The following is a 16,924-nucleotide window of genomic DNA, read 5'->3' as shown; positions in this document are numbered from 1 at the left end:
GAGGCGGAAAAAAAAAGAACCCCCCGGGGGGGGCCAGCCAGCGGCAACGATGATGCACGATAGATTCTACTTATCCCGGAACCGGCATTCGAAAAAGGGCGCAACCGTTTCGCAGCATCTGTTCCGCCAGTTCTTCCGGGTCCTCGCCGCGCAGTTCGGCGACTTTTTGCGCCACCAGGGCCACATTGCCCGAGTGGTTGCGCGTCCCCCGCAGTGGATGGGGCGACAGATAGGGCGCATCGGTCTCGACGAGCAACCGGTCGCGCGGAACCTTTTTGGCGATGTCGAGGAGGCCCCGGGCGTTCGTATAGGTCACCGGGCCGGCCAAGGAGATGTAGAAGCCGAGATCGAGGCAGAACTGGGCCATCTCCCAACTGCCGGAAAAGCAGTGCAGGACACCGGAAAGGCCCCTGCCCTCCTGGCCCAGGATCGCCATGATGTCGCCATGGGCGTCCCGGTCATGGATGATCACCGGTTTATCAAGCCGCCGGGCCAGGGCCAGTTGGTCCACAAAGACCTCCCGCTGGCGGTCCCGGGGCGACAAGTCGCGGTAGTAGTCGAGGCCGATCTCGCCGATGGCGACCACCTTGGGGTGAGCGGCCAACTGTTCCAGCCTCAGACAGGTGTTCTCGTCGACCCCGTCCGCATCGTGGGGGTGGATGCCGACGGCGGCGTAGATGAAGGGGTAGTCATCGGCCAGCCGGACGGATCGCTCTGAGGAAGGGATGTCATAGCCCACGTTGACGATCCGCTCCACGCCCGCCGCCTGGGCCTGCTTCAGCATGGCGTCGCGGTCATCGCGGAAGGACTTGTCATCCATGTGGGCATGGGTGTCAAAGAGCCGCATCTACTTCACCCGGCTGCCGGCGGGGATGTCGGCGGTGACGGTGAGCGCTTCGAGCACGCCGTCCTTGGAGGCTGCCAGGATCATGCCCTGCGAGAGGATGCCCCGCAGTTTGGCCGGTTTCAGGTTGGCCACCAGGACGAGCTTTTTGCCGACCAGTTCCTCCGGCGCGTAGTATTGGGCGATGCCGGAGACGACGGTGCGCGTCTCGTCGCCCAGCTTGACCTCCAGTTTGAGCAGTTTGTCCGTCTTGGGCACTTTTTCCGCCGCCAATACCTCGATCACCCGCAGGTCGATCTTGGCGAAGTCTTCGATGGAGATCTCCGGCAGGAGGGGTTCCATGGCGGGGGCTTCTAGGGCGACTTCGGTCACGTTTTCCGCTGGGGTATCAGCCGTTTCGTTCAGGACAGGATTCTCAATAGTCGTCACAGAAGTCGCCTCTTTCACAGATTTTGATGTCTTTTCGGGAAGGGCTGTTCCCGCTTTTGCTGGGGCCGGCTCGGCGCTCTCCGCCAGGATCGCCGCCAAGTCGATGCGTGGGAAGATGGGGTCACCTTTTGCGACTTTTACACCGTCGGGGAAGAGGCCCCAGCGGGCGGCGTCCCAGGTCATCAGGCCGCTGTAATCGGGCAGACCAAGTTCCAATGAGTCCGGTCCTGACAGGCCCAGTTGGGCGAAGATCTTGCCAGGGACCGTGGGCATAGCGGCCTGCAAGAGGATCGCGGCGATGCGCAGGCTCTCGACCATCGTATAAAGGACGGCCTCCAGTTCGGGCCTCGCCTCCGCTTTTTTCGCCAGTGCCCAAGGCGCCCGCTCGTCGATGTATTTGTTCATGCGGCCGATCAGCTTCCAGAGGGCGCTGTGGGCGTTGGCCAGTTCAAAGCGGTCCATCAGGGCGCCGAAGTCGGCGACGGTTTTGGCGGCCAGTTCCTGGATCTCCTTCTCCAGGGGGCCCTCGGCGCCGGCCTCCGGCGCTTTCACGACACCGCCGGTGAAGCGCTCGACCATAGACAAAGAGCGGTGCAGCAGGTTGCCCAGGTCGTTGGCCAGGTCTGTGTTGATCCGGCCGATCAGGGTCTCCTCGGAGTAGACGGCGTCCTGACCGCCGATCATCTCGCGGATGAGAAAGTAGCGAAAGGCGTCGACGCCGTAGCGGTCGGCGAGCATGAAGGGGTCGACGACGTTGCCTTTCGATTTCGACATCTTCCCCGATTCGAGCAGGAACCAGCCGTGGCTGAAGACCTGCTTTGGCAGCGGTTCGCCGAGGGCCATCAGGATGATGGGCCAGATGATGGTGTGGAAGCGGACGATGTCCTTGCCGACGAGGTGGATGTCGGCCGGCCAGTAGCGGCGGTACTTTTCGTCATTGTCGCTGCCGTAGCCGAGGGCGGTGATGTAGTTGGACAGGGCGTCAAACCAGACATAGATGACATGGTTGGCGTTGATCGGCACAGGGATGCCCCACTTGAAGGTCGTCCGGGAGACGCAGAGATCCTCCAAGCCCTGTTTGATGAAACTGACCATCTCGTTGCGCCGGCTGACAGGCTGGATGAATTCGGGGTTCTCCTCGATATGTTGGAGCAGCCGGTCGGCATACTTGGACATGCGGAAGAAGTAGCTCTCTTCCTTCGTCTTTTCGACGGCACGCTCACAGTCGGGGCAGATCTTTTCGCCGTTTTCGCCGGTCTTAAGCTGCCGCTCCGGCCAGAAGGCCTCACAGGGCGTGCAGTACCAGCCCTCATACTCGGACTTGTAGATGTCGCCCTTGTCCCAGATCTTCTGAAAGATGCCCTGCACAGCTTTTTTATGGCGGTCCTCGGTGGTGCGGATGAAGTCGTCATAGGTGATCTCCAGCCGCTTCCAGAGGCTTTTGAAGGTGTCGGCCACGGGATCGAGGTAGTCGATGGGGGCCATGCCTTTGGCTTGGGCCGCCCGCTCGATCTTCTGTCCATGCTCATCCAAGCCTGTCAAAAACCAGACGTCTTCGCCGCGCATGCGCTTGTAGCGGGCCATCGTATCGGTGGCCACCGTCGTGTAGGCGTGACCGATGTGGGGGTTGCCGCTGGGGTAGTAGATAGGTGTAGTGATGTAGAACGTTGGCCGGGGCTGATTCACCATGGGGACCTCCTCGCGCAAAAAACTTTGGTTGGACTCCTTTTTTGGGCAAAAAAATCTGACTTTGAGCGAATTCTTTTTATATCCAGGAAAAAAGAAAAAATATACGATATTTGTTGATTTTTAAAAAAATTAGGGGTTGACTGTTCCTGGAATCACTGGTACCATTAGGGTGAAGATTGTTGTCGAATTTTGTTATTTAATCAGAAGGGAGGACATTTTCGATGAAATCTACGGGCATTGTACGGAAGGTTGACGAACTGGGCCGCGTCGTTATCCCCATCGAACTGCGCAGAACCCTGGGCATCGATGAGAAGGACGCGCTGGAAATCTACGTTGACTCGGAGAAGATCATTCTCAAAAAGTATGAGCCTGCCTGTGTCTTCTGTGGCAGCGCCGTTGAGGTTCAGAACTTCCGCGGCAAGATTGTCTGCCGGGAGTGCGCCGTTTCAATGGCTCAAAACGCGGCTGGCTGATTGGCTACATAATACCATTATTTCCAGCCAATCAAAAGGTCATGTTTCTCCGTTGCAGCAGGACGGGATGGGTTTACGCCCATCCCGTTTATTCGTTTTCTGGAGCGGCTTCTTCGTCTAGGCCGAGCAACCGCAGGCGGTAGGCCTCGCGCCGGGGTATGCCCAGTTCCTGCGCCGCTGTCTTGAGCGCCGCCTTGCCGTCCATGCCCTGATCTTCCAGCCAGTCGAGCCGTTGGCGGAGCAACGCTGCCCGCTCGCTCTCGCTGTCCGGCAGTGCCGGAAAACCGAATCGGCCGTCACTGCCGACCTCGTTCCAAGCGTCGGCGTGGGCGCCTATCGCTAGGGTCCTCGCGCCCCCTGCATTCAAAGCGGTTGCGCGACCGGCGATGACGACGGTGCATTCTCCGCGGACGCCTTCCCGGACCGACTCGGCCAGCTCCGCCAGGGCGCCGCGACGGACCTCTTCGAACTTTTTCGTCAGTTCCCGCACAAGGGCGGCGGGCCGGTCCGCACCGAGGTAGTCGCAGAGGCTCTCCATCGTCTCCCGCAGGCGGTGAGGCGACTCGTAGAGGATCATCGTCCGGTCTTCGACAGCAAGGCGGCGGAGACGCTCACGGAGCTCTTTTTTCGGTCGGGGCAAAAACCCCTCAAAGACGAAGCGGCCTGTGGGCAACCCGGAGAGCACCAGCGCCGTCAACGAAGCCGATGGTCCCGGCAGCACCTCCAAGGGGAGGCGGCGCTCGACGCACTCCCGGACAATGTCTTCGCCCGGGTCGGAGATGCCGGGCAAGCCGGCGTCCGAGACGAGGACCACTGTGGCGCCCTCGGCCACCCGGTCGAGGATGGTCGTGCCTTTGTGGTGGCGGTTATGCTCGTGGTAGGACGTGAGGGGGACGTGGATGTCAAAGGCGCTCAGCAGCTTGCGCGTATGGCGGGTGTCCTCGGCGGCGATCAGGTCGGCTTCCCGCAAGGCTTTGAGCGCCCGCAAGGTGATGTCGTCCAGATTGCCGATCGGGGTGGCGCAGATGAGGAGTTTTCCCGAACCTGGCGACTTTTCTGGCAGGTTTTCCCGCTTGTCCCGGGCGTCATCGTTATGGTCATTCATCAGAGCGGGCCTCATTCCTTATGGAGAAAGTTCACACAGAAGAGACAGTCATCACCCCTGCGGGGCTGGCCGAAGTTGACGTGGCAGATATGAAAGCCCTCCTGGTAGAGGCGGCTCAGGTTTTCATAGCCCTCGCCCTGCAGTTGGCGCACGTTGTCATTGATCCGGCCGACCGCTTCGGGCGTCATATTGGCCCGTTCCGCCCGCAGGCGGTCGTTCTCTTCTTCGAGGGTATAGATCTCCATCTTCAGGGCTTCGATCTCGGCCAGCATCTCCCGCAGTTGTTCTTCCAAGGCAATCACCCTGGCCGTCAGTCGTTTGTTCATCTGATCCACCTCCGCTTCAAGAGGGGCCGGCGCCTCGATGATTTACTGGGCTTCCGGCCCCGGCGCTTCCGGCGGTTTTTCCCTGCGTCTTCCCATCTCTTTGCGCTCGTAGCAGTCGTTTTCGAATTTGAGGCAGCACATCAGCCGCCCGCAGATGCCCGAGATCTTCGTCGGATTCAAGGACAGGTTCTGGTCCTTGGCCATCCGGATCGATACGGGCTCAAAGTCGCCCAGGAAGGAGGCGCAGCAGAGGACGCGGCCGCAGCAACCGATGCCGCCGATCATCTTCGCCTCGTCACGGACACCGATCTGACGCAATTCGATGCGAGTGCGGAAGACGGAGGCCAGGTCCTTGACGAGTTCCCGGAAATCGACACGTCCGTCGGCAGTGAAGTAGAAGATGATCTTCGAAGAATCGAAGGTGTATTCCACATCGACAAGCTTCATCGGCAGTTGGTGGACAGCGATCTTTTTCTGGCAGATCTCGTAGGCCGAGGTCTCTTTGGCGCGGTTTTCCTCGACCTGCTTCACATCTTCCGAGGTCGCAACGCGCAAGACCCGTTTCAAGGGGTTGACGAGGCTCTCTTCGGGAACCTCCCGAGGGGAGATGACGATCTCGCCGAACTCGATGCCACGGGCTGTCTCGACGATCACCTTTTCCTGCAGCGGGAGATTCAGGTCGCCCGGGTCAAAGTAGTATACTTTCCCGGTCTTTTTAAATCGGACTCCGACAATTTTGACCAAGGACCCTTCCTCCTCAAGGTTTTGGGCCGGCGCCTGCCGGCTTTTTGACTTCTATTCTCTATCTTCTGGCTGCAGTCGAGGGCGTCAGGGACTCGCCCCGGGCCAGATCGCGCAGCTTCAGCAGTGTATCCTCCACCAGCAGGCGCGCGCTGGCGTTCGTATCCAAGAGGCGGCGCGCCGCCATGACCATATCTAGAGCGCCCAGCAGAGTCGGCAAGGGCCATCCGCTGGCATCGCCGGCGATGTCGCCGTTGATGACAGGAACCTCTTCCCCGCCGCTGCCGGCGATCATCAGCCGGTCGCGCAGCAGGAGTGCCAGATAATCGAAAAACTCGGCGATGGCTTCCTTATCCTTGTCCCATTCCTCGGCAAGCTGAAAAATTCGGCTGTCGCCGGTTTGAATGAGCCCGTCCAGGATTTGGCGGGCCTTTTCCCGTCCCGCCGGCAATCCCTCGGCAGCCAGCCGGGCCGCCCGGTCCCAGCGACCGTCGGCCAGCAGCGTCAACAGCGGCACGTAGCCGGATGCGACGCCCTTTTCTTGCAGAAAGCGAGCGATCTCTCCGCTGGGAACCGGTTGAAAGGTGACGGGCAGGCAACGTGAGCGGATCGTCGGCAGGAGGCCGTGGCCGCGGTCAGTGATCAGAATAAAGACTGTCGGCCCCGGCGGCTCCTCAAGGATCTTCAGCAAGGCGTTGGCCGATGGCCCTTGCATCGTCTCGGCCTGCTCGATCAGAACGACCTGATGGGACGCCAGGTAGGGCCGGTAGCGGATGCGTTTTTGCAGGTTCCGGATCTGTTCGATCTTCAGGGTTGTCCCCTCCGGTGACAGGACGAAGCGATCGGGGTGGCTGCCACCTTGGACCTGCAGGCACGAGGAGCATCGCTCACAGGCATCTCCTTCTATCCGCTCCAGGCAGAGGATGGACTGGGCGAAGGCGCGAGCAGTCGTCTTCTTGCCGACGCCCTGGGGTCCGGAAAACAGGTAGGCGTGGGCCACCCGGTTTCCCGCAAGCCCGCGCGACAACTGCCGGACGGCCCGTTCCTGGCCCGCGATTTGCGATAGTCGCACTGCCATCTCCCCTAGGTAATGATATCCAACAAGAGACCACGTATTTCACCGATCTTCGTCAGGATGTCGATCGGTTCGGCCTGCTGGGATAAGAACTGGGTGGCGATCTCCTCGAGGTGGCGGTCCACCTTTTCGACGGTGATCAGCGATTTGTGGCGACTGCGGCGGTCCCAGCCGGTCTCCTCACGCAATTGGTACATGCCTCCGACGACCTGGGCCAGGAACTTTTTCACCAACTCCCGGTACTTTTTGAAGTTGCCCACGGTCTGGTTCCGGGCCAGCGCATTGGACGATTCATCGATGCGGGCCAGCATCTCCTGTAGGTCTGATCGTTCCCGTCCGGCCCGGGCCTTGTGCAGTTCGGACAAAAAGGCTTCCTTTTTGCCCTCAGCACCAGCCGTCCCTTCCCCTTCATGGACCAAGCGCGGGTCGCCAACCCCGGTGAAAAAGCCTTGAATTCTGAGCCCATCGGCCATGAATTATTCCTCCTGACAGTAGGGCAGGTTGGCGACTAGCGCGCGGGCGGCGTCGATGATCCGGCAGTGAACCTCGGCAATGGCGCCAAGGGCTGGGATGCGGCAGATGCGCCCCCCGTCGTCCTCGGCCAGTTGGAGAAAGCCCCGGCGGACACGTTCGTGAAAAGTCGCCTCTTCCAGTTCCATTCGATCGGCGCCCTGCCACTCTGTCCGTTCCGGTCGCCTTTGCCGGGCCCGGCAAAGGCCTTCTCCCGTGTCGATATCGAGCAGGATCGTCAAATCGGGCGTCAACCCCTCGGTGGCCATCCGGTTGATCGCCTCCAGGCGCTCCAGGCTCAGACCGCGACCGAAGCCCTGATAGGCCAGGGTGGAGTCGGTGAAGCGGTCACAGATCACCACAGTCCCCGAGGCGAGGGCCGGCCGGATGACCTCGCTGACCAGTTGCGCCCGGGCGGCGGCGTAGAGGAACACCTCGGCCATTGGCGCCATGCCTTTTAAGGAGGGATCAAGCAAGACCCGGCGGGCCGCCTCGCTGACAAGGGTACCGCCAGGCTCCCGCGTCTCCACAACAGGATGACCGAGCTTGCGAAACGCTTGGGCAAGCAGGGCGCTTTGCGTCGTTTTTCCGGCCCCGTCGGCCCCTTCCAGCGTGATAAAGAGTCCCGGCATAGCGCACCTGCTTCACATCGTATTGCATCAATGACATCATCATGAGAACGAAAAAACGTTGTTGTGAAAGTCCGGTTCCCGGAGACCTATTCGTCAATGATCAACAACTCGTCCAATCCCGGATCATGAGCGCCCTGCCAGTGGGCGCCAGCGCGCCGCAAGGCTTCGACCGTCTCGACAGTCTCGGCGGTAATGCGCTCCCCAGGCGCGACGAGGGGGATGCCGGGAGGGTATGGACAGATAAATTCGGCCGCCAGGCGACCTCTCGCTTCAGGCCACCTCACCCGGCGACGGGGGGCATGGAAGGCCTCCCGCGGCGACAAGACCATCTCCGGCTGCAAACGGTAGGCTTGCCGGAGCAGCGGTCCCGCCGGATCGCCGCTTGTATCGCTTCGCCCTTGACCGGCCCGTTGTTCGGCCCATTGACCTCTCCCTCGTCCAGCCGTTCGGCCCGTTTCCTGGGAGAGGTCTCGCAAGGCCCGCCGCAAGCGGTCGTCGGCGTCGGGGCGATCAAAAGGAGAGAGCAAAAAGAGTAGGTAATTCGGTCCAGCCAGTTCGGCTTCGATCCCCTTTTCCCGCCGCAGCCACTGGCGAGCCGCGTAGCCTGTCGGCATCGCATCGCGCAGGACCACGAGCAGGCGCGTCGGATCCCAGCTCTCGATGGCGGGATGCTTCATTATTTCTTCGCCCCAACAAAAAATTCCTTTGAAACGGTTGATGTCTTTGCGCAGTCTTTGCGCCCGCTCGACCGTGGCGTCCCAGAGCGCCGCTCCCTCCTCCTCCATCCGTCGGCGGGCCTCATCGAGGGAGGCCATCAGCAGGTAAGAAGGGCTGGTCGTCTGGAGCAGCGAGAGGGCGCGGGCGACGGCCTGAACGCCGGAGAGCGCCGGAGCATGGCCCAGGTGCAGCATGGCCGCCTGGGTGAGGGCCGGCAGCGTCTTGTGGCTGCCGTGAACAACCGCCTGCGCGCCGAGGCACAGGGCCGAGTCAGGCAACTTCGACGAAAAGGCGTATGCGGCGCCATGAGCCTCATCGACCCAGAGAGGCGCCCCGTGCCACTCGGCTGCCTGGCGCCAAGGCGTCAGGTCCTCTGCCGTTCCCCAGTAGCTCGGCCGCAGGGCCAGCAAGGCCGCCGCCCCCTCGGCCGCTCCATTGAGGCCGGAGGTGTCGGCAGCCAAGGGAAGTCCTGTTTCTTCTTCACAGAGCGGCGGCAGGTAACGGGGAACGGCGCCACTCAGCACCAACCCGCCAAAAACAGAGCGATGGCTGTGCCGAGGCAGCACCAGGCGCTCCCCAGGCCGCAACCCGGCCAGGCAGAGGGCATGGATGCCGACGGTCGCCCCCTGAACCAAAAAAAAAGTGGCCCCGGCCCCGAAGGCTTGGGCCGCCAGGCGCTGGGCTTCGGCGATGGCGCCTTCCGGCGCGTGGAGGTCATCGAGACCAGGTATTTCCGTCGTGTCGAGATGAATCCCCAAACCTGCCAGCGCCCGCCCCTGACCGTGGCCGGGGGTGTGAAAGCCGGCGGCGTTTTCCCCAAAAAGGGTGTGCAGCGCCTGCCACAACGGTCGCTCCCTCATCATGAACCTCCGCGCAAACATTTCCTTCTATTGTATCACGGGCGACCTCCCGAGGCCAAATGGCGCCGCCAATCGGACCGCCGCCAGAGCCGGTCCATGTTGCTTTTCAATGTCCGGTAGGCCTCGTCTTCCGTCGTCCAGGAGGACAAGTCGGCCAGACAACAGTCACAGAGAAAAACGCCGCAGATCCAGAGTCCGCCGGCGATTCCTTCCGGCGGGACCTGCTGGCAGGTGGAACAGCGAGGCAACAAGGTGGTTTCCCTCATCCCGCTCACCTCAAAAAAGTGTTTCTTTTCCTAGTATGGACAAGATTGTTCCTCCGAGAAACAGCCGGGCTTTATCGTATGTGCCGGTCGAATCCGATGTGCCGGAAGAGTTTTTCCGCAACCGTTCCATATTCTGACACGATTGCGGATGTTCCACCCTTTACAGGTTGGCTGACTCTCAGGTATATTGAAACGGGGAGGTGTAGGGCATGACAACCATCGCCGGGATTGATTCCATCCGCCAGCAGATCCAGGCACAGTGTCCCAAGGGGGAAACCTTCGCCGACTTTGCCGAAACCCTGGAGGCCACCATCAAGGCGCAAGCCCTCGGTGAAAAGATCAGCCTGCCTCCGCTGCCGGCGCTCCCGCCTTCTGCTGTCGCCAACGCGGGCATGTCGGCGGTCACATCGGCGCTGCTCAACCCGTTCGGGATGATCGGCGGCCAGCCGAACAGCCAGGCGACTCAGGCGCGCCCCCAGGCGGGACAGGCTTACTCGGCTCAGACCAGCATCACCGCCGGCAAATACGCCGACCTGATCAACCAGGCGGCCCAGAAATACAACGTCCCCGCCTCTCTGATCTGGGGCGTCATCAAAGCGGAATCGAATTTCAACCCCCGCGTCATCTCCCCAGCCGGCGCGATGGGTTTGATGCAGTTGATGCCAGGCACCGCCCGTTCCCTCGGCGTCCAAGACGCCTTTGACCCGGCCCAGAACATCGACGGCGGCGTCCGTTACCTCCGGCAGATGCTGGACCGTTTCGGCGGTCGCGTCGACCTGGCTGTCGCCGCCTACAACGCCGGTCCCGGCAGCGTGGAAAAGCACAATGGCATCCCACCCTATGCGGAAACACAAGCCTATGTGCCCCGAGTGCTCCGCTACCAGCAGGAAAGCCTGGCCTCTCTTGGCCAAGCAGCCGGTTGATCCGCCGTCGCCGCGCAATGCGACGGCTTTTTCCTTGCCCGGCCCGCGAGACATATCGACAATTCGACGCAACGGGCGTACAATGTTCTGTAAAGCATGGACAAACCATATTCATCAGCCGATATGGAAAGGGCGGGAATCGTCGATGTCCACGTCAACATTGGACAATCCGCCACACCTCTCACCAGATGGGGTTCGAGAGGAAGAGGCGGCACAAGCGACCCCCGGCGCAGCGATGCGAGAGCTTTTCCAACTCCTCTTGACGCAGGAAGAGCGGTCCAAGCGGTTAGAAGAGGAACAAGAGGCGCTCAACCGGCGGTTGCAGGAAATGGAGTCGCGAACGGAGGACCTGCAAAAACGGATGCAGGACCTGGTTCTGCGCCTTGATGAAGCGATTTCGTTGAACAATCTGTTCTTAGCCTACATTGAATCCCATGGTTTGACACAGGACTTCAAATACTTCTCCGAGCGGATGACTCCGGCCAACGGGAAGGTCAACTGATTTTATGCGGCAGCGACGATGGCGGCAGCGATAGCTGCGCCCATCTCGGAGCCGTTTTTTATTAGCCGGACGGAGACCTGTCCCGCTTTTTCTCCCAGCAATTCGGCCAGGGCACTGTCCAGGTCGCCGGCGTAACCGGGCATCTTCTCATAGAGAGAGCCGTCGACGGCGATGGTGTGCCGGGACGTCATGCCGGGATCCTCATGGCGCAACGCCCCCAGATAGGTCGCGGCCACCAGACGGGCCGAACGGCGAGCCGCCGCTGCCGCCATCTGCTGGATCAGCCGACGCTCCTCCAGGCCGGTCCTCTCGATGCCGGCCCGCGCCCGGAGCCATTCACCAACTCCGCGCCGATCGGCGGTATGATCCGATAAAAGCGCCGACAGGTCTGCGGCAGACAGCAAGTAGGGCTGTTCGATCCTGGTCGCCGCTTGTCCCCCGAAAAGACCCTTGCTTTGCATCAGGTCCAGCATCATCAAGCGCATCAGCTCGCCGAGGTAGAGGCCGGAGACCATCTTCTCGAGGCGCTGCGCCCCCGGCTGAACGCTCTGCCGGTCGAGTTGCAGATCATAGGCGGTGGCGGGCGCGCCGTCGAAGTTGCCTGATTCCATGTTGATCACCATGGGTGACGCAACAGAAGGTACGAAACGGTCCAGGTAGCAACTGTTGTGGCCGGTACCGAGGATGGAGCCGATGCGGGTGTGGGGATCACTGTAGGTGGCGGTCAGCAGCGTTCCCACCGTATCGTTGATGATGGCCGCCTGCTTCACCCGGTCCTTGAGGCCCCGGCGGGCCAAGGCGTCGTTCAGAAGTTGCCCTACGTCGTTCCCCTCGACGCCAGCGGTGTGAAACTCCTTCACCCATTGGATCAGTTCGGCATGACCGATGTTCCGTTGTCGGGCGGGAAAGGAAAAGGTGTGGCCGAGGTGAAAATGCCCCCGGTGGTTGCTGATCGTTTCCCCGATCAGGGCGGCCAGAAAATCGAAGAGTTCCTCCGCTGTCGCCGAATTGCGAGTATAGTCATAGCTTCCGTCGATAGCCCTGACCGGCCGGCTCAGGCGTTCCAGGACGCGGCACTGTCCGCCGGCAAGTTCTATCAGGGCCACGCGCACATTCGTCCCGCCGAAGTCGAGCGCCAGGAAGGTTCCACACTCCTTCCCCGTCGGACCGGCCAGATAAGAGGGCAACATTTTTAAGGAGCCGCCTTTTTTCGCCAGCCCCTGTTCCATGGCTTGCTGAAACTGGTCGGCCATGGCCTCCAACGCCGCCGCCGGCAGATGGAGACGGGATTCCAGTTCTACCGCCGCCAGCGCCCATGTATTCATCCTTCGCTTCCCCCTATTCCGATGCCCAAATCGTTCCTATTCTTTGCCATTTTCAGTGTAATACTGGGGCATGCCTCTGCACAAGCAAAAACCGGCCGTAAGGACCGGTTTTATCTTTTGCGGTTTAGGTCAACGGGATGTCGTGGTTCTCCTCATACCGTTTCAGCAAGGGATAGGCGGCGATGCTCCAGGACAGGGCCAGGATTGCCGAGATGAAGCCGAACTGCAAAAAGGCGATCCAGGACTCAACAGGGTGGTTGAGCAGGTAGATGAACAATCCGCACCAGAAACCCTGGCAGAAGGGGCAGCCAAGGAGCTTGCGAAAGAAGTAATGGACTTTTTTGAGCCGCTCTCGCACCGGCTTGAAGAGAATAAAGTCGAAGAGAAAAAAGCGTATGCTCAGAGCGGCCAGCAACTCGGCGGCCATCACTTCATCGCCTCGATATCGTCATAGCGATCGACGAGCATCTTCAACTGCTCTTTCGTCAGTGTCACCCGGCCCCCGTCATCGTCGGTGATGACGACCATCCCCTGGGAGACATGGACAGTGGGACAGCAACTGGACGAGCACAAGCGCAGTGTGATCATCGGATATCAACCCCTCCTTTTAACAACGTTAAAGCGTCTCATTTTCAGGATATGGGGAAACCGCAAAAAAGTTCAACATTCCTTAACTTGCCTGTTCTGTTCAGAACAAGGTACACTGAAAACGCCAATGTTCTTGCTTTTTGTAGGCATTTTTACATTTTTGAGGGGGAGCGTCCGATGGCAACCATGACGCCACCGTCGATGTCCCATCGCCGGGACTGGCTGGCGGACCAACTCGCCGCCTTTCACGCCGTGATCACTGATCATGCCCATTCGGTCGCTGCCGTCTTTCCGATCGATGAGCCCGAAGGCCGCGTCAGCCGCGACAACCTGCTGGCCTATCTTGCCATGCGCCGGCACGATATCGTCGACTTGCAGATCGCCCTTGCGGAATACGGTCTTTCCTCCCTGGGCCGCCTGGAGGGTTCGGTGCTCCTGGGGATCGAGCGTGTCCTGAGCCACCTCGGCGTCGAGGCGGCGCCGACGGCGCTGCAACGACCCGACTCGGAACTGGCCCGTTTTTTGACGGAGATGCGCTCCCGTCGCCTGCTCGGTCGCCCGCGAGACAAGCGCGGCACTCGGATCATGGTCACCCTCGACGCTGCCAGCATCCACCGGCAGGAACTCCTAGAAGAACTCCTAATGAACGGGATGGACCTGGCCCGCATCAATTGCGCCCATGACGGTCCCCAGGAATGGAAACAGTTGATCGCCGCCATCCGCAAGGCGGAAGACAGCCTGGAACAGCGCGGCGAAGGCGCTGGACGGCGCTGCCGCATCCTGATGGATTTGGGCGGACCCAAGATCCGGACCGGCCCGCTGGCCAAGGAGACAAGGCCCCTCAAACTGGCAGCGCCGCGCGATCCCTTCGGTTCCCCTTACCGACTTCTGGAGGGGTGCTTGGACGCTGAGGCCCCCTTCACCCGGCGCATCAGCGACCCAGAGGGACGGACGCGCTTCGTCATCGCCGTCCCTCATCAGAGCGGCCTCGACCGCCTGCGTGTCGGCAGCGAACTGCAGTTTCAGGACACGCGAGAGCGTCTGCGGACACTGCATGTGCTGGAACGGGTCAGCCCGACGCGGGTGCGCGTCGGGCTAGATCGCACCGCCTACCTGCAAGAAGGGATCATCTTGCTCGGAGAGAAGAACGCCACCTTCACCGTGGGCCCCATCCTCCCTCAACCGGTGAAGATGGAGGTGCAGCCGGGGGACACCTTGCTCCTGTACCGGGATCCGCTCCGGATGGGCCATCCCGCCTCCGCCGGCGGACCAGCCGGGATCAGTTGCACCCTTCCGGAAGCGCTTGATTTCGTCAAGCCGGACCATCGGGTTTATATCGATGACGGCAAGATCGGCACGATCGCGCGCAGGATCACCGATGAATACCTGGAACTGGAGGTCCTGTCCACGGCAGGACCGGCGGCGCGAATTAAACCGGAAAAAGGGCTCAACTTCCCCGATTCTCTCCTTGAACTGCCCGCCTTGACCGACCAAGACCGGAAAGACCTGACTTTTGTGGCCGCCCATGCCGACGCTGTCGGCCTCTCCTTCGTCCACAGCCCGAAAGACCTGCTCGATCTCCAGACATCCTTAATGGAGCTGGGGCGTTCCGATATCGGCGTCATCGCCAAGATCGAAACGAGCGAGGCCATTCACCGGTTGGCACAACTGCTGATCACCGGTCTCACCTTCCCGAGCTTCGGCGTCATGATCGCCCGGGGCGACCTGGCCGTCGAAGTCGGTTTCGAGAACCTGGCTCTCGTCCAGGAGGACATCCTCTGCATGTGCGAAGCGGCCCACACGCCGGTCATCTGGGCCACCCAGGTGTTGGAGACGCTGGCCAAGACAGGCCTGCCGGCGAGAGCGGAGATCACCGACGCCGCCATGGGCCACCGTGCCGACTGTGTCATGCTGAACAAGGGCGCCCACATCCTGGAGGCAGTGAAGACGCTGTCGAAACTGCTCTGCTCTGAGGAGCGCTGCCACCTGAAAAAGCGCCAGATCTTCCGGGAGTTCACGGTGCAGCACGGCATTTTTGATGATCCCTGAGCGCAAGGACATGCCGACCTTCCAGGCCGCCCTACGTGTTATAGGTGTTATCGAACCTCGCCCGGAGACCCGCCTTTTTCCGGCAGTTGACGCAGTCGCCATTCCCATTTACGATTAGATCCTCAGGGATTTACACACCATGGAACATAAATGCGAACAGAGGGAAGGAATCGGGATGATCCCAGTTGTTTTTGTCACCCCCCAGGGCGATGTGACCGTCGAGGCGGCGGAAGGGGCCACCCTGCTGGAGGTCGGCCACGCGAACGGCGTCGACATCGAATACAGTTGCAAGGACGGCCGTTGCGGCGTCTGCCAGGTCACCGTCCTGGAGGGAGAAGCGAATCTGAGCGAGCCGGACATCGACGAGGTGGACGAGTTGTTCGACCGCATCGATGAGGGCGTACGCCTCGCCTGCAAGGCCCGCATCCTCGGTCCCGTCAAAGTGAAAGTCCGCTAACCATCAACTTCTGGTTTCGGAAGTCCTCAAACATCCCCATTCGATCTCCCTGGAGATCACGCAAGCAAAAAGCCTTTCGACAGACCCCGAGGGATACGTCGAAAGGCTTTTTCACATTCTTGTGTAGAGAATTGCCGAATAACAGAACTCACGATCGATAGGAGGCGGTGCCGATGAGCGACCAAGGCTACTCCTTTCAGGAGAACACCCTATACTCTCCTTGGCTGCTGCTCATCGGCGCAGGTCACTCCACGCTGAGCGCTTTTTTCAGGTTCGCCAGGTTTTCCCGTTGGATGGCGATGTAATCTTTGCCTGCTTTTATGTCCTCCTCGGTAAGGCCGCCGACCGGGTTCAGGACAAGCGTCTGGGCGCCCGCCTCCTGAGCGATGGCTTCGGCCAGTTTGGGGCTGATCAGCGCTTCAAAGAAAATGTATTTGACCTTGTGCCCTTTGGCGAAGTCGCTGATGGCGGCCATCGTCTTCGGCGTCGGCTCCGCCTCTGGGTTGACGCCCATGATGCCGATCTGTTTGAGACCATAGTCGCGGGCCAGGTAGCCAAAGGCGCGGTGGGTGACGATGATCTCTTTGCCTTGCGCATTAGCCAGGGCTTCGCGAAACTCCTGATCCAAGGCATCGAGCTTCGCCAGGTAGGCCTTGGCATTGTTTTCGTAAACATCACTGTTGGCCGGATCGGCGGCGATGAGGCCCTTTTTGATATTCTCTACCTCGGCCTTGGCCTGCTTGGGTGACACCCAGAAATGGGGGTCGTACTCATGGTCGTGGTCATGGCCTGCCTGTTTTGCCTCATTACCGGTCGCCTCGTGGCCTGCCGCCTGATGGGGATCTTCCTTATGGGGATCAGACTGATGAGATTCTCCCTCGTGGGCATCTCCCTGCCCGGCAGCGCCCTCATGGGCGACAGCCGGCAGCCGTTCCAACCCTTTGCCGGCTTCCACGACCGTCACCTTTTGCAGGCTGCCGGCGCTCATCACCTTGTCAACCCAGCCTTCCATACCGCCGTTGACCACAAGCAGGTTGGCTTTGGCCATCATCTCCATATCCTTCGGCGTCGGCTCCCAGGCGTGCGGCTCTGACCCCGGCGGCACGAGGTTCACCACGTCCACCTTGTCGCCGCCGACCTGGCGGGTAAATTCGTACATCGGGTAGAAACTGGCGACAACCTTGAGCTTGTTCGAATTGGGAACGGTGTCGTTCGGCGATGTGACTGGGCCTTTCGCGGCGCAGCCTGCCAGCAGGGCTAGCGTCAACAGGCCCATCCCGAACATATGTACTTTTTTCATCCCCACGGCTCCCCTCTCTTCGTTTTCACCTTTTCACATGCAAGAATAACCCTAAATAAGATTATTCTTATTTTATCCTAGCACTTGTTTTTCCAAGATGCAACACTTCCATA

The 16,924-nt window shown here is 60.7% G+C and carries 19 protein-coding genes; 5 read left to right on the top strand and 14 right to left on the bottom strand.

Going from position 1 to position 16,924, the window contains the following annotated elements; all coding sequences use genetic code 11:
- Nucleotides 1-70 precede the first annotated feature (70 nt).
- Together AC0CW1_RS12500 and metG are read right to left on the bottom strand one after the other, a co-directional pair.
- Nucleotides 71-847 (bottom strand): TatD family hydrolase, encoded by a 777-nt coding sequence (locus AC0CW1_RS12500; protein WP_488183362.1) that lies wholly within the window; start codon nucleotides 845-847, stop codon nucleotides 71-73.
- Nucleotides 848-2,962 (bottom strand): methionine--tRNA ligase, encoded by a 2,115-nt coding sequence (metG, locus tag AC0CW1_RS12495; protein ID WP_488183361.1) that lies wholly within the window; start codon nucleotides 2,960-2,962, stop codon nucleotides 848-850.
- A 221-nt stretch (nucleotides 2,963-3,183) separates the two neighbouring features.
- On the opposite strand from metG, the gene AC0CW1_RS12490 reads away from it, so the two are divergent.
- Complete coding sequence (locus tag AC0CW1_RS12490; protein WP_488183360.1) at nucleotides 3,184-3,435, top strand: AbrB/MazE/SpoVT family DNA-binding domain-containing protein; 252 nt, start codon at nucleotides 3,184-3,186, stop codon at nucleotides 3,433-3,435.
- A gap of 88 nt (nucleotides 3,436-3,523) precedes the next feature.
- On the opposite strand, the gene rsmI is transcribed toward AC0CW1_RS12490, so the two are convergent.
- The 8 genes from rsmI to AC0CW1_RS12450 form a co-directional block, all read right to left on the bottom strand.
- Nucleotides 3,524-4,540, bottom strand: a complete 1,017-nt coding sequence (gene rsmI / locus AC0CW1_RS12485) for a 16S rRNA (cytidine(1402)-2'-O)-methyltransferase (protein WP_488183359.1) — start codon at nucleotides 4,538-4,540, stop codon at nucleotides 3,524-3,526.
- Between the two features lie 11 nt (nucleotides 4,541-4,551).
- Complete coding sequence (locus AC0CW1_RS12480) at nucleotides 4,552-4,866, bottom strand: initiation-control protein YabA (protein WP_488183358.1); 315 nt, start codon at nucleotides 4,864-4,866, stop codon at nucleotides 4,552-4,554.
- 42 nt (nucleotides 4,867-4,908) lie between these two features.
- On the bottom strand, nucleotides 4,909-5,610 hold the full coding sequence (locus tag AC0CW1_RS12475; RefSeq protein ID WP_488183357.1) for a PSP1 domain-containing protein: 702 nt from the start codon (nucleotides 5,608-5,610) through the stop codon (nucleotides 4,909-4,911).
- Nucleotides 5,611-5,668: 58 nt separating this feature from the next.
- Nucleotides 5,669-6,679: a DNA polymerase III subunit delta' gene (gene holB / locus AC0CW1_RS12470; RefSeq protein WP_488183356.1), complete on the bottom strand. Its 1,011-nt coding sequence runs from the start codon at nucleotides 6,677-6,679 to the stop codon at nucleotides 5,669-5,671.
- 11 nt (nucleotides 6,680-6,690) lie between these two features.
- Nucleotides 6,691-7,155, bottom strand: a complete 465-nt coding sequence (locus AC0CW1_RS12465) for a YaaR family protein (RefSeq protein WP_488183355.1) — start codon at nucleotides 7,153-7,155, stop codon at nucleotides 6,691-6,693.
- Nucleotides 7,156-7,158: 3 nt separating this feature from the next.
- Entirely contained in the window at nucleotides 7,159-7,824 is a 666-nt protein-coding gene (gene tmk / locus AC0CW1_RS12460; RefSeq protein ID WP_488183354.1) for a dTMP kinase, read from the bottom strand.
- An 86-nt stretch (nucleotides 7,825-7,910) separates the two neighbouring features.
- The gene (locus AC0CW1_RS12455; protein WP_488183353.1) at nucleotides 7,911-9,401 is read right to left on the bottom strand and encodes an aminotransferase class I/II-fold pyridoxal phosphate-dependent enzyme; all 1,491 of its coding nucleotides are present in this window, start codon (nucleotides 9,399-9,401) and stop codon (nucleotides 7,911-7,913) included.
- 35 nt (nucleotides 9,402-9,436) lie between these two features.
- Entirely contained in the window at nucleotides 9,437-9,667 is a 231-nt protein-coding gene (locus AC0CW1_RS12450; RefSeq protein ID WP_488183352.1) for a sigma factor G inhibitor Gin, read from the bottom strand.
- Between the two features lie 209 nt (nucleotides 9,668-9,876).
- On the opposite strand from AC0CW1_RS12450, the gene AC0CW1_RS12445 reads away from it, so the two are divergent.
- Nucleotides 9,877-10,590, top strand: a complete 714-nt coding sequence (locus AC0CW1_RS12445) for a lytic transglycosylase domain-containing protein (RefSeq protein ID WP_488183351.1) — start codon at nucleotides 9,877-9,879, stop codon at nucleotides 10,588-10,590.
- 145 nt (nucleotides 10,591-10,735) lie between these two features.
- The gene (locus AC0CW1_RS12440; protein ID WP_488183350.1) at nucleotides 10,736-11,092 is read left to right on the top strand and encodes a hypothetical protein; all 357 of its coding nucleotides are present in this window, start codon (nucleotides 10,736-10,738) and stop codon (nucleotides 11,090-11,092) included.
- 2 nt (nucleotides 11,093-11,094) lie between these two features.
- Here AC0CW1_RS12440 and AC0CW1_RS12435 read toward each other — a convergent pair whose 3' ends face one another.
- The 3 genes from AC0CW1_RS12435 to AC0CW1_RS12425 all read right to left on the bottom strand — a co-directional run bounded on the left by AC0CW1_RS12435 (nucleotide 11,095) and on the right by AC0CW1_RS12425 (nucleotide 13,005).
- Nucleotides 11,095-12,417 carry a hexokinase family protein gene (locus AC0CW1_RS12435; protein WP_488183349.1) on the bottom strand — a complete coding sequence of 441 codons (1,323 nt, stop codon included), beginning with the start codon at nucleotides 12,415-12,417 and terminating at the stop codon, nucleotides 11,095-11,097.
- A gap of 124 nt (nucleotides 12,418-12,541) precedes the next feature.
- The gene (locus tag AC0CW1_RS12430; RefSeq protein ID WP_488183348.1) at nucleotides 12,542-12,844 is read right to left on the bottom strand and encodes a DUF1360 domain-containing protein; all 303 of its coding nucleotides are present in this window, start codon (nucleotides 12,842-12,844) and stop codon (nucleotides 12,542-12,544) included.
- Nucleotides 12,844-13,005 carry a hypothetical protein gene (locus AC0CW1_RS12425; protein ID WP_488183347.1) on the bottom strand — a complete coding sequence of 54 codons (162 nt, stop codon included), beginning with the start codon at nucleotides 13,003-13,005 and terminating at the stop codon, nucleotides 12,844-12,846. The genes AC0CW1_RS12430 and AC0CW1_RS12425 overlap by 1 nt, the downstream gene beginning before the upstream one ends.
- A 177-nt stretch (nucleotides 13,006-13,182) precedes the next feature.
- On the opposite strand from AC0CW1_RS12425, the gene AC0CW1_RS12420 reads away from it, so the two are divergent.
- A complete protein-coding gene (locus tag AC0CW1_RS12420) occupies nucleotides 13,183-15,054 on the top strand; it encodes a pyruvate kinase (protein ID WP_488183346.1) in 1,872 nt (623 codons plus the stop codon).
- A 175-nt stretch (nucleotides 15,055-15,229) separates the two neighbouring features.
- Nucleotides 15,230-15,511 carry a 2Fe-2S iron-sulfur cluster-binding protein gene (locus AC0CW1_RS12415; RefSeq protein ID WP_488183345.1) on the top strand — a complete coding sequence of 94 codons (282 nt, stop codon included), beginning with the start codon at nucleotides 15,230-15,232 and terminating at the stop codon, nucleotides 15,509-15,511.
- A 244-nt stretch (nucleotides 15,512-15,755) separates the two neighbouring features.
- Here AC0CW1_RS12415 and AC0CW1_RS12410 read toward each other — a convergent pair whose 3' ends face one another.
- Nucleotides 15,756-16,811, bottom strand: coding sequence for a metal ABC transporter substrate-binding protein (locus AC0CW1_RS12410; RefSeq protein ID WP_488183344.1), 1,056 nt, complete (start codon nucleotides 16,809-16,811; stop codon nucleotides 15,756-15,758).
- Nucleotides 16,812-16,924: the final 113 nt, after the last annotated feature.

The sequence above is a fragment of the Heliomicrobium sulfidophilum genome (assembly GCF_057715735.1).
The sequence above is the reverse complement of the archived record's forward strand: the minus strand, read 5'-3'. Positions and strand labels throughout refer to the sequence as shown.